This window comes from Actinomadura parmotrematis, from assembly GCF_019458805.1.
Taxonomy (GTDB): Bacteria; Actinomycetota; Actinomycetes; order Streptosporangiales; family Streptosporangiaceae; genus Spirillospora; species Spirillospora parmotrematis.
Map to the genome: position 1 here is coordinate 17045 of NZ_JAIBOA010000035.1, position 12161 is coordinate 29205.

8 protein-coding genes are annotated in these 12161 nt (G+C 74.4%); 3 read left to right on the plus strand and 5 right to left on the minus strand.

The window, feature by feature from the left end; genetic code table 11:
• The first annotated feature begins 82 nt into the window (after window positions 1–82).
• Window positions 83–340: a GntR family transcriptional regulator gene (locus K1Y72_RS34380; RefSeq protein ID WP_220170718.1), complete on the plus strand. Its 258-nt coding sequence runs from the start codon at window positions 83–85 to the stop codon at window positions 338–340.
• A gap of 129 nt (window positions 341–469) precedes the next feature.
• Here K1Y72_RS34380 and efeB read toward each other — a convergent pair whose 3' ends face one another.
• The gene (gene efeB / locus K1Y72_RS34385) at window positions 470–1711 is read right to left on the minus strand and encodes an iron uptake transporter deferrochelatase/peroxidase subunit (protein WP_308287366.1); all 1242 of its coding nucleotides are present in this window, start codon (window positions 1709–1711) and stop codon (window positions 470–472) included.
• A complete protein-coding gene (efeO, locus tag K1Y72_RS34390; RefSeq protein ID WP_258574498.1) occupies window positions 1708–2871 on the minus strand; it encodes an iron uptake system protein EfeO in 1164 nt (387 codons plus the stop codon). Before efeO ends, efeB begins: the two co-directional genes overlap by 4 nt.
• 100 nt (window positions 2872–2971) lie before the next feature.
• Here efeO and efeU point away from each other — a divergent pair, with 100 nt between their 5' ends.
• Both efeU and K1Y72_RS34400 read left to right on the plus strand, forming a co-directional pair.
• Window positions 2972–3820, plus strand: coding sequence for an iron uptake transporter permease EfeU (efeU, locus tag K1Y72_RS34395; protein ID WP_220170719.1), 849 nt, complete (start codon window positions 2972–2974; stop codon window positions 3818–3820).
• Window positions 3821–4026: 206 nt separating this feature from the next.
• Entirely contained in the window at window positions 4027–4875 is an 849-nt protein-coding gene (locus K1Y72_RS34400) for a TauD/TfdA dioxygenase family protein (RefSeq protein WP_220170720.1), read from the plus strand.
• A gap of 54 nt (window positions 4876–4929) precedes the next feature.
• Here the strand turns inward: K1Y72_RS34400 and K1Y72_RS34405 are convergent, their stop codons facing one another.
• The 3 genes from K1Y72_RS34405 to K1Y72_RS34415 form a co-directional block, all read right to left on the minus strand.
• Entirely contained in the window at window positions 4930–10416 is a 5487-nt protein-coding gene (locus K1Y72_RS34405) for an ATP-binding protein (protein WP_220170721.1), read from the minus strand.
• Window positions 10417–10619: 203 nt separating this feature from the next.
• Window positions 10620–11549: a TIGR03619 family F420-dependent LLM class oxidoreductase gene (locus K1Y72_RS34410; RefSeq protein ID WP_220170722.1), complete on the minus strand. Its 930-nt coding sequence runs from the start codon at window positions 11547–11549 to the stop codon at window positions 10620–10622.
• A gap of 17 nt (window positions 11550–11566) precedes the next feature.
• Window positions 11567–12013, minus strand: a complete 447-nt coding sequence (locus K1Y72_RS34415; RefSeq protein WP_220170723.1) for a nuclear transport factor 2 family protein — start codon at window positions 12011–12013, stop codon at window positions 11567–11569.
• Between the last annotated feature and the right edge of the window lie 148 nt (window positions 12014–12161).

The following is a 12161-nucleotide window of genomic DNA, read 5'->3' on the forward strand; positions in this document are numbered from 1 at the left end:
CTAGTTGTATGCGGTTGTCAGTTCCTATCAACAGAAGTACACGGTTGATAAGCATTGTCGCTGGTCACCTACGGTTTGCTGCATGGGAGAGATCGACCTGGAAGGCATGGACCCGCTGTACGTCCAGCTCGCCGCGGTCCTGCGCAGGCGTATCCAGGACGGCACCTATCCCGAGGGCAAGCGCATACCGTCCAGCGCGGAGCTGGCCGAGGAGTTCGGCCTCGCGCGGCCGACCGTCGTCAAGGCCGTCGGACTGCTGAAGGACGAGGGGCTCGTGCGGGGTGTCACCGGGCGCGGCACGTTCGTGCTGGCGCGGCCGCAGGACGGCGCCGGGAGCTGAGCGACGGGCGTCCGGTCGGCCGGCGTCCCATGACCGCCTGGTCGTCCGAAGTTGAGATGCGGCGTGTTGCCCACTTTCAAGATCGAAAGTGGGCAACACGCCGCATCTCAACAGAGGGCGACCGGGTGGTCAGGTGAGCAGGGTGTCGCCCCAGTGGCCGCCGGGGCGCGGGGCGGGCGGGCAGGCGTAGACGCCCGAGGCGACGTGCTGGATGTACTCGTTCATGGCGTCGGTGGCCAGGTTGTTCTGGACGGGGATGAAGCCGGTGCGCGGGTCGCGCTGGTAGGCCAGGAAGAACAGGCCGGCGTCCAGGCGCCCCAGCCCGTCGGTGCCGTCGGTGAAGGAGTAGCCGCGGCGCAGGATGCGGGCGCCCTTGTTGGCGTCGGGGTGGGCGAGCCGCACGTGCGCGGTCGGCTTGAGGGCCGCCAGGCGGACGGCGTCGTGCTCGGCCCGCGACCCGGCGGGGGCGCCCTCGCGCTTGTCGCGGCCGATGATGTCCTGCTGCTCGGCCAGCGAGGTGCGGTCCCAGGTCTCGATGTGCATGCGGATGCGGCGGGCGACCAGGTAGGACCCGCCCGCCATCCACGGCGCGCCGTCCTTCGCCGCCGCCCAGACGTGCTGGTCGAGGGCGGCGGTGTCGGTGCCGGGGATGTTGCGGGTGCCGTCCTTGAACCCGAACAGGTTGCGGGGCGTCTGCGCGTCGGGCGTGGTCGAGGAGGTCTTGCCGAAGCCGAGCTGGGACCAGCGGACGGCGGCGGTGCCGAAGGCGATGCGGGCCAGGTTGCGGATCGCGTGGACGGCGACCTGGGGGTCGTCGGCGCACGCCTGGACGGCGATGTCGCCGCCGCTGCGGGCCGGGTCGAGGGCGTCGCCGGGGAAGTGCGGCAGGTCCACCAGCGCCGGCGGGCGCTTGTCCTTGAGCCCGAGGCGGTCGAACAGCGACGGGCCGAACCCAATGGTCAGGGTGAGCCGCGACGGCGGCAGGCCGAGCGCCTCGCCGGTGTCGTCGGGCGGGGCGACGTCCGGGCCGCCGACGGCGCCCGCGCCGACCGGGCGGCCCTGGGTCATGGCGGCGGCGGCCGCCGTCCAGTCCTTGAGCATCCGGACCACGCGGGCGCGGTCGGCGGTGGTGAGGTCGAAGGCGGCGAAGTGCAGCCGGTCCTGGACGGGGGTGGCGATGCCGGCCTGGTGCGCGCCGTAGAAGGGGATCGGGACGTCGGCGGCGTCGCGCTCGTCCAGGGCCGCCGCGGCGGCCCGCTCCAGGCCCGCGCCGGCGGCGGCGCCGGCCAGCAGGCCGGCGCCCGAGAAGCCGAGCATCCGCCGGCGGGACAGGCCGCTCCGCCCCGCCTTGTCCGGACCGGCGCCCGTCACTTGGACACCACGCCCGCGAGCTTGGACAGAGGCTCGGCGAGGGCGTTCACCGCGTCGGACAGGGCCTTGCGGTCGTCCTTGCCGACCTTGTCGTAGGAGACGTAGCCGTCGCCCTGGCGGTGCTTCTGCAGCGCGGTCCGCACCTTGGCGAAGTTGTCGTCGAGGTCCTTGGCCAGGGTCGCGTCCTTCTCCTGGACGACGGGCCGCAGCAGCTCGTACACCTTGGCGGCGCCGTCGAGGTTGGCCTGGAAGTCCACCAGGTCGGTGTGGGAGAACGTCTCCTCCTCGCCGGTGATCTTACCGGTGGCGACCTCGTCGAGGAGCTCCTTGGCGCCGTTGGCCATGGACGTCTGGGTGATCGGCGGGTCCAGGCGGACGGCGTTGACCTTGGTCTTCAGCTCGGCCAGGTCCTTGAGGAGCTGGTCGGCGTAGGCCTCCTCGCCCTTGGTGGAGCCGGTCTTCCAGAGCGCCTTCTCCAGGCGGTGCCAGCCGGTCCACTTCTCGCCGGGCTTGAGGTCGGCCTCGCGGGCGTCGGTCCGCGGGTCCAGGTCGCCGAACGACTCGGCGACCGGCTCGATCGACTCCCAGCCGACGCGCGAGGGCGCGTACAGCGCCTTGGCCTTGGCGACGTCGCCGGCCTTGAAGGCGGCGACGAACTTCTGCGTCGCGGCGATGGTGGCGTCGGTCTGCCCGATGACGTAGGCGTGGTAGTCGGTCAGCGCCTTCTCGATGCGCGGGTCCGCGCCCTTGGTCGCCACGCCGGTGACGGTGATGTCCTGCCGGATGCCGTTGCCGACCATGCCGGGCTTGCACGCGAGCTGGTACTTGCCGGCGCTGAGCTGCACGGCCAGGGTGGCGCTGGTGCCGGGGCCGATGTTCTCCCGCTCGCCGACGATCTTGTCGCCGGGGGCGTAGACGTAGAGCTCGGTCACCCGCGACCCGGTGTTGCGCACCTTGAACTCGGTCACACCGGCGGCGAAGTCCTTGCGCGCCACCTCGCACCTGGCGTCCCCGGCCGTGACCGCCGTGGGACCGCCCGCGGCGGCCTTGGCGTCCTTGTCCCCGTCGTCCCCGCAGGCGGTGAGGAGGGGCAGGGCGAGCGCGGCGACGCCGCTCAGGGCGAGGGCGGGCAGGGGGAAGCGCATCGTTCCGGTCTCCAAGCGTGCGATCCAGCGTCGAGTTAGCCAATGCTAACCTTACTTTTACAGGCTGTAGAACCTCGGTGGCAGGGTTCGGCCTCGGCGACGGAGGGACGGCGCGGTGCTCGGCAACTACCTGATCGGTCTGCGCGAGGGGCTGGAGGCGGCGCTGGTCGTCAGCATCCTCATCGCCTACCTGGTGAAGACGGGGCGGCGGGACGCGCTGCTCCCGGTGTGGGCCGGCGTCGGCGCGGCGGTCGCGCTCAGCGCCGCGTTCGCGCTGCTGCTGAACCTGGCGGTGGCGCAGGAGGACCACTTCAAGATCCAGGAGCTGACCGGCGGGCTGCTGTCGATCGTCGCGGTCGGCCTGGTGACCTGGATGGTGTTCTGGATGCGCGCCGCGGCCCGCTCCATCAAGGCCGAGCTGGAGGGCCGGCTCGCCGGGGCGCTGGACGCCGGCCCGGTCGCCCTCGCCGTCGTGGCCTTCCTCGCCGTCGGCCGCGAGGGCCTGGAGACCGCGCTGTTCCTGTGGATCAACACCAGCAACTCCGACTCGGGCGCCACGCCCATCATCGGCGCGCTCCTCGGCCTCGCGACGGCGGTCGTCCTCGGCTACCTGCTCTACCGGGGCGGGCTGCGCCTCAACCTCAAGCGGTTCTTCACCTGGACCGGCGCCGCGCTGATCGTGGTCGCCGCGGGCGTCATCGGCTACGGCTTCCACGACCTCCAGGAGGCCGGCGTGCTGCCCGGCCTGAACGCCGTCGCCTTCCAGCCCGCGACCTTCTTCCTCCGCTACGGCCACGCCGGCGACTGGGCGCAGACCCTGTGCCAGGGCGTGTTCAACCTCACCCCGACGGTCACCTGGCTGCAGCTCGTCGTCTGGATCGCCTACCTCGTCCCGGTGATGGCGCTGTTCCTGCGCCCGTCCGGGGCCAAGGCGCCGGGAAGGGCCGTGTCGGAGTCGGCCTGAACCCCCGCGTCCCGCCGCCGGTCCTCGCGCGGCGAGGCGCGGGCGCCGCCGGCGCGAATCCCGGGATGCCCGTCCGGCCGCCCGCCCTAATGTCTATCTTTCCGGTAGGTATTGCATGATTTATCGGCCGAACGTACGCTGATCAGGTGTGATCGGGCCGGCCCGCCGTCCCGCCGGTGCTCTCGCGTCCCCCGAGGAGTCCAGCCATGACCGTCACCGCCGCCACCACCCCGACCGCCCCGCCCGCCTACCGCGTCCGCCGCGCCGGCCCGCTGTTCGGCGCCGAGATCACCGGCCTGGACCTCGCCGCCCCGGTCGACGAGGCGACCGCCGACGCGCTCCGCCGCGAGTTCGTCGCCCACAAGGTGCTGGTCTTCCGCGACCAGCACCTGGAGCCGGAGCAGCACGTCGCCGCCGTCCGCATCTTCGGCGAGCCGTTCGACCACCCGACGGCGAAGCGCGCGGCCGCCGACGGCGACCTGCGGTTCGTCTACCCCTACGACGTGCGCTCGGCGGGCAAGGCGGCGCTCTGGCACGTCGGCGGGGTGTGGCGCACCCCGCCGTTCAGCATCGAGTCGCTCACCTACCAGGCCGTCCCCGAACTCGGCGGGCACACCCTGTGGGCCGACCTCCAGGCCGCCTACGACGGCCTGTCCGAGCCGGTCCGCGCCCTGCTGGAGTCGGTTTCGGCCGTCTACGAGGCCGACCCGGTGAACTACGCGCAGGGCAGCGCGAAGGTGCCGACCGGCAAGACCATCGAGCACCCCGTGGTGTTCACCCACCCCGACACCGGCCGCAAGGGCCTGTTCCTCAGCACCGGCGCGACCGACCTCACCGGCGTCACCTCCGCCGAGGCCAAGGTGCTGCTGCCGTTCCTGCTCCAGCACGCCGCGTCGCCGGACTACACCATCCGCTTCTCCTGGCGGCCGGGCGACTTCGTGCTGTGGGACAACCGCGCCACCTGGCACTACGCCATCGACGACTACGCCGACGGGCCGCGCCGCTACCGCAAGGTCATCGCGACCCGCGAGCACCTGGCGGCCCCGGCCGCCTGACCGGACGCGCCCGCCGTCCGAGGCCGCGCAGGCCCCGGACGGCGGCGCGCGGCGTCAGCCGAGGCGGGACTCGATCGCCTCGATGATGCGGGGGCGCAGCTCGGCGGCGCCGATGACGGCGTCGACGGACCCGACCTCGACGGCCCGCCGGATGCTGTGCACCCCGTCGAACTCCGCGGCCACCTCGCCGAGCTTCTCGGCGCGCACCGAGGACCGCAGCTCGTCCAGTTCGGCCGTCAGCGCGACGTGCTCGGCGCCGATCGCGTGCGGCAGCCGGTCCTCCAGCTCCCGCACGCGCGGGTCGGCCGCGGTGCGGGCGTCCACGTCGCGCGAGAACACCACGGCGGCGGCGGGCGCCCCGCCGAGCACCGACGCGAACGACCCCTCGATCGCCAGGACCGTCATGTTCGGGTTCAGCGCCTTGGAGAACACCACGAACGCGCCGCCGTGGTAGCGGGAGATGACGCAGAACACGATGGGGCCGCGGAAGTTCACGATCGCCCGGCCGATCTCGGCGCCGTACTCCAGCTGGAGCTTGCGCATCGACTCCGGCGACCCGTCGAAGCCCGACAGGTTCGCCAGCACCACCAGCGGCCGGTTGCCGCTCGCGGCGTTGATGGCCCGCGCCGCCTTCTTCGACGACTGCGGGAACAGCGTGCCCGCGGTGTAGGTGTCGGGGCCGTCGGTGGGCGGGAACCCGCGGCGCGGCACCGCCCGCGACTCGATGCCGACCAGGCACGCGGGCCGGCCGCCGAGGTGCACGTCCTGGACGACGGCGGTCTCGGCGTCGGCCATGCCCGCCCAGCGCTCCAGCACTGGGTGGTCCTGGTCCGACAGCGCCCGCATCACCGTGCGGATGTCGAACGGCTTCTTGCGGTCGGGGTTGGCGGCCGCGGAGAAGATCTCGCCGACGGTGGCGAAGTCGCTGCCCTCCACGGCGTGCGGGAAGCCCGACACGTCGCGGTCGGCCGGGTCGGTGGTGGTGGCGCGGCGCGGCCCCGCCTCGCCCGGCACGACGTAGGTGTGGTCGTAGTGCGCCATCAGCACGTCCCGCGCGGACGCCAGGTCCGGCGCCCAGTACTGGGCCTGCCCGTTCGGGCCCATCACCCGGTCGTAGCCGCCGATGCCGAAGTTGTCCTCGGCCGACACGCCGCCGGAGAAGTCCAGCGACTGCTTGCCGGTGAGGACCATCGCCGAGTCCGGCGTCATCACGAGGACGCCCTTGGTGTGCATCAGCATCGTCGCCTCGGCGTTCCAGTACGGCTGCGCGCCGACGTTGATGCCGGCGACCACGATGTTGATCTCGCCGCCGTCCTGGGTGAACTCCACGATGCGCTTCAGCGCCGCCGCGACCCAGTCCATGTTCTCGGTGCCCGACTCCATGGAGATGCGGGCGCCCGCCGACAGCGCGTACCACTCCAGCGGCACGCCCATCCGCTCGGCGAGGTCGAGGGCGGCGACGACGCGGCGGCACTCGGCCTCCGACAGGGCGCCGAGCGCCTTGGTCGGGTCGCCGAGCAGCACGACGCGGGTGACGCCCTCGGGGTGGCGGCGCGTCCGGGTGGCGACGACGCCCGCGACGATCGCGGCGGTGTTGCGGCCCTTCGGCCGGTCCACCGGGACGAGCGCGCCGGCGTCGTCGAGGTCGTGCTCGGTGAACTCGCCGAGCATCCCGGTCAGCTCGTAGGGGTAGACGGTGTTGCGGCTGCTGGCGCTCAGCACCTTCTGCCGGTAGCCGTCGACCGGGTCGACGGGCGCGCCGGCCGGGCCGCCGATGGTCACCCGGCTGCGCCCGGCGGCGTCGAACGCGACGCGGACCGTGAGCGGCAGCAGCTCGCCGGTCACCGTGTCGCGCTGGCGGGCGATGAACAGCACCTCCTCCAGCCCGGCGCCGGCGGCGGTCGGCATCACCCGGCGGGCGAGCTTCTGCAGCTCGGCGCGGGTGATGGTGCTCGGCGGCCAGACGTACAGGACGATCCGGTTGGTCGGCAGCCGCCGCTTGGACGGCCGCAGCGCCTGCGCGCGGCGGATCGAGTCCAGGCAGGCCGCGATGGTGTACTCGGCCGTCGGCAGCGCGGCGAGCCGCCCGTCCTGGTCGCGCAGCTCGGTGAGGTCGCGGATCTGCGCGAACGCCACCAGCCGGTCGTCGGAGCGGTTCTCGCGCGCCACGCACTGGAAGAGGTAGACCTCCTCGTCCGAGGACGGCAGCCGGGTGAGGTCGAAGCGCTCCAGCCGCTCCATCTGCATGCGCTGCGCGATGTAGGGGTGCAGGCCGCGGATGAGCCGCTCCTCGGCCATCCCGGTGGTCGCGGGCCGGAAGGTGAAGTGGTGGTGCATGACGGCGCCGCCGCTGCCCGCGACGGTCGCGGTGACCCGCCGGAGCTGCGGCGGGAGCGTCCCGGCGTTGAGGGCCTCCTGGAGCGCCGCCGCCATCGCGTCGAAGTCCTCGGGCTGGTTCTCCCACGACACGTACACGTCGGCGTCGACGGTGTCCTCGCCCGCCGCGACCTCGGCGAGGCCGCGCAGCGCCCCGGCGAGCGCGTCGAAGCGCACCGCCGCCGACACGATCGTCGACTCGGCGCGCTCGGCGACCACGAAGGAGCAGCCGGCGGCGCCCGCGGTGCGGACGGCGGTGAGGCGCCGGTTGCCGTAGTAGCGGCGGGTCAGCACCTCCAGCAGCACCGCGTTGTCGGCGAAGCCGCGGACGAGGCGCTGGCCGAGGAGCCGGACGAGCGGCTCGGTGCTGCGCACCATCTCGGCGATCCGCTCGGCGCGGTCGGCGGCGTCGGGCCGGGCGTCCAGGTGGCGCAGGTGGCGGCGGACGTCGGCGTAGACGCGGGCCCGGTTGCGGCGCAGCAGCGGCTGCGCGAACCAGGCGAACACCAGGCCGCGCGCCAGGTCGGCGATCGCGGGGAAGCGGACCTGGGTCGCGGCGATGAGCCGCTCCAGCGCGTACCCGACGGTCTCGTGCAGCGTGCGGTGCGGCGGCGGCTCGCGCAGCCAGGCCCGCAGCAGCGCCGTGACGACCGCGGCGTCGGCGGCGGCCCGCTGGTGCGCCAGGAAGATCCGGAAGACCGCCGCCTCCAGCTCGGGGGTGCGGTCCAGGCCGTCCACGCCGTAGTGGGCGAGGACGGCGGCGAGCCGCGCCCGGAACGCCTCCGGCAGCGCCGCCCGGTCGGCGTCCAGGCTCTGCAGGTAGGCGTGGAAGTGCTCGCGGTCGCTGTGCACGTGCCCGCCGCCCGCGGCCTCGCCGTCGGCGGGCCGGTTGCCGCTGAGCTCGGCGAGGTCGGTGAACACGTCGAGCAGCCCGATCTCCTCGACGAGCGGGGAGCGGCCGTCGGCGGCGGCGACGAGGCGCGCGGCCAGGTGGTCCGACAGGACCCGGCGGTCGTCGTGGGGGTCGACGTCGAAGCCGAGCAGCAGGCTGCGCAGGTCCTCCAGGCCGCGCCGGGCGCGCTGGCGGATCGGGACCTCGCGGGGCGCGTCCGGCAGGTCCAGGTCGACGGGCTCGGCCGCCGCCGCGTCCCCGGCCGCGTCCCCGGCGGGGTCCTCGTCGGCGAGCGGCTCCAGCCGCAGCAGCGGCGCGCCGGTCTCGACCTGGCTGCCGACCGCGACGACGCACTCCTTCAGCCGCGCCCGGAACGGCGCCCGCAGCACCGTCTCCATCTTCATGCTCTCCAGCACGAGGACGGGCGCGCCCGCCTCGACCTCCTCGCCCACCGCCAGCGGCGTCGCGACGACGAGGGCGGGCGCGGGCGAGCGGACCACGCCGCCCTCGTCGCGGCTCACCCGGTGCGCGACGCCGTCGACCTCGACCAGGTGGATCGGGCCCTGCCCGCCGGTGAGCAGCCGGTACCGGACGCCGTTGACGGTGATCTGCCCGGTGTGGCGGTCGACGCGGTCCAGCTCGACGTCGACGGTGCGCGCCTCGGCGCCCGCCCCGGTGCCGGCCTCGACGCCGACGCGGAACCGGTGGGTGCCGACGCGCGCGACGCGCACCCGGTAGCCGGCGCCGCGCAGCTTCAGGTCGAGGGGGCGGCCGCTCTCGTGGCGGGCCTGCGGGCGGCCGCCGGCCGCCGTCGACAGGAGCCGCTCGCGCTCGGCGCGCTCCTCCTCCTCGTACGCCTCGATGGCGGCGGCGGCGAGCGCGACGCCCGAGTGCCGCTGGGAGACCAGGCCGCCCTCGGCGCGGACGCGGTCGATCCAGCCGGTGTCGGCGGACCCGTCGACGACCTCGGGGCGGTCCAGCAGGTCCAGCACGAAGCTCTTGTTGGTGGTGCCGCCCTCGATGATCACCGTGGTCTGCGCCATCGCCCGGCGGAGCCGGCCGAGCGCCTCGTCCCGGTCGTGCCCGTAGGCGATGATCTTGGCGATCATGGAGTCGAAGTCGGCCGGGATGGTGTCGCCCTCGCGGACGCCGGTGTCCACCCGCACGCCCGGCCCGGCGGGCAGGTCCAGCCGGGAGATCCGGCCGGGGGAGGGCGCGAAGTCGCGGTCGGGGTCCTCGGCGTTCAGCCGGGCCTCGATCGCGTGCCCGCGCTCGGCCGGCGGCCGGCCCTCCAGCCGCCCGCCCGCCGCGACGTGCAGCTGCGCCTTCACCAGGTCGAACCCGGTGGTGGCCTCGGTGATCGGGTGCTCGACCTGGAGCCGGGTGTTGACCTCCAGGAACGCGAACATCTCGTCGCCGGGGTGGTAGAGGAACTCCACCGTCGCGGCGCCCCGGTAGCCGACCGCGACGGCGAGCCGCTCGGCCGACGCCTTCAGCTCGGCGGCCTGCTCGGGCCGCAGCACCGGCGACGCCGACTCCTCGATGACCTTCTGGTTGCGGCGCTGCACCGAGCAGTCGCGGACGCCGAGCGCCCAGGCGGTGCCCTGCCCGTCGGCGATGACCTGCACCTCGACGTGCCGGGCGCCGGTGACCAGGCGCTCCAGGAACACCACGCCGCTGCCGAACGCCCTCGCCGCCTCCTGGGACGTGCGCTCGTAGGCGTCGGCGAGGTCGCCGGCGTTCGTGACGACGCGGATGCCGCGGCCGCCGCCGCCCGCCGTCGCCTTCAGCATCAGCGGGTAGCCGATCCGCTCGGCGGCGGCGAGCGCGGCGTCCAGGCTCTCGACGGCGCCGCGGCTCCACGGCGCGACCGGCACGCCGGTCTCCTCCGCGATGAGCTTGGCGCCGATCTTGTCGCCGAGGCGGCGCATCGCGTCCGCGCTCGGCCCGACGAACGTCACGCCGATCTGGTCGCACAGCTCGGCGAACGCCGGGTCCTCGGCGACGAAGCCCCAGCCGACCCAGGCGGCGTCGGCGCCGGTGTCCAGCAGGGCGCGCTCCAGCACCTTCAGGTCGAGGTAGGGGCGGGCGGACGCCGGGCCGATCTCGTGGGCGAGGTCGGCCTCGCGGACGAAGGCGGCCGCGCGGTCCACGTCGGTGTGCAGGGCGACGGTCTCGATCCGGGCGCCGGTCTCCGCGGCGATCTCGCGGACGGCGTGGATGAGCCGCATCGCGGCCTCACCCCGGTTGACGATGGCGACACGTGTGAACACCCGACCGAACCCTCTCCCCAGACGACGACGCGTGTGCTCTGCGACACACCGATCCGACACTGCCATCCTTCTGGCCGGCGGCCGGCGGCGCCATGTCGGACACGTACTCGCTGAGCGGCCCCGGTTTGTGGGAGCCCTCTAAATCGGTCCGTCCGATCGGGGCGTCCGGGACCGCCGGAGCGCCCGCCCGCGCGGGTTCCCGATCAAGCGGTGGCCTCGCGGAACGCCGCGACGGCGGCGCGGGTGCGGGCCTCGGCCTCGGCCGGATCGGGGGCGGCGGGCAGGCGGAGGCGGAAGTCGGTGACGCCTGCGGCGGCGAGCGCGGGGACGGCGTCCATGGTCCGCGCGAGGTCCACGGCGCCGTCCGGGCCGTGCGCGATCGGCACCGCGCCCGTCACCTGGAGGCCCCCGGGGTCGTGCCCGGCCTCCTCCAGGGCCGCCCGCATGGCGGCGATGCCGGCGACGACGTCGCGGGCCGCGTCGCCCCACGGGATCCAGCCCGCCCCGAACCGGGCGACCCGCCGGACCACGCGCGGGTTGACGGTCCCGCTGACCCAGACCGGAACGCCGCCGTCCCGGACGGGCTTCGGCATCATGTGGACGCCCTCGAAGCGCAGGCCGGGGGAGTCGTAGGAGGCGCGGCGCTCGCTCCAGAGGACCCGGCAGACCTCCAGGGTGTGATCGAGCAGGCGTCCCCGCTCGGCGAAGTCCAGGCCCGCCGCCTCGTACTCCGCGCGCTGCCAGCCGACCCCGACGCCGAGGTCGAGGCGCCCCTCGGACAGGACGTCCAGGGTCGCGGCGGTCTTGGCCAGCACGACGGGGCGGCGGAGCGCCGCGAGCAGGACGCCGGTGGCGAGCCGGATCCGCGACGTCGCCCCGGCGACGGCCGACAGGACGGTGAGGGGCTCCAGCCAGTGCCCGTCCGGGCCCGTCGGCTGGACGCCGCCGCGCGTGCCGCCGCTCTCGGGACGGCCGTAGGCGTCCAGGTCCTCGCCGAAGACGACGTGGTCGGAGACCACCAGGCGGTCCACCCCGGCCCGGTCCAGCATCGCGGCGGTCTCCAGCAGGGGCCGCCGGCTCGGCGGCGCGTCGGCGGAGAAGGACGGGAGCGGGACCGAGAGCTGGGGTGTCATGGGCTTCCTCTCGCCGCTCACGCCTCGGAGACGTAGGTCCGCTCGTACCGGCGCCCGGCGAACCGCCAGCGCCCGCCGCGCCGCTCGTAGCGATCATGGTAGGTGCCCGCCGAGTGCACGAAGCGCCCGGAGGCGGAGAGCCGCCGGTACTCGCCGATGGTGACGCGGGCGGACGCCCGGTCCGGATCCCCGCCGTCGCGCAGCTCGACGCGCGCGTTCAGCAGCGCCTGCACGAGGAAGTCGAACCGCCCGGCGAACCCGCTCACCATGGCCGCGACCCCGTCGGGCCCCGTCGCGGCGTCGGCCGGCAGCCCCGGCCCGCGCACCACCTCGACCACGGCCTCGGGCAGGAACAGCTCCCCGAACTCCGCCCACGCCCCCCGGTTCACGGCGTCGACGTAGGCCGCGAGCAGCCTCCGGATCAGCCGCTCGTCGGCGATGTCGCGCAGTTCCTCCGCACCCACCCCGGACACCGTCCCCCCTTCGCCCGAGCAATCGCTAGGTTGATCCTACTGCGGCGGCGGGACGGTGAACACGCGGTCGTAGAGGGCGCGGGCGGTGGGGAGGGGACGCCGGGGACGAGGCGGAAAGTGGGCGCACCCGCGGCGTCCT

Coding starts and splice junctions, on each gene's coding strand:
- K1Y72_RS34400 (WP_220170720.1), top strand. CDS start 4,027: ATGACCGTCACCGCCGCCACCACCCCGACCGCCCCGCCCGCCTACCGC.
- K1Y72_RS34380 (WP_220170718.1), top strand. CDS start 83: ATGGGAGAGATCGACCTGGAAGGCATGGACCCGCTGTACGTCCAGCTC.
- K1Y72_RS34410 (WP_220170722.1), bottom strand. CDS start 11,549: ATGACACCCCAGCTCTCGGTCCCGCTCCCGTCCTTCTCCGCCGACGCG.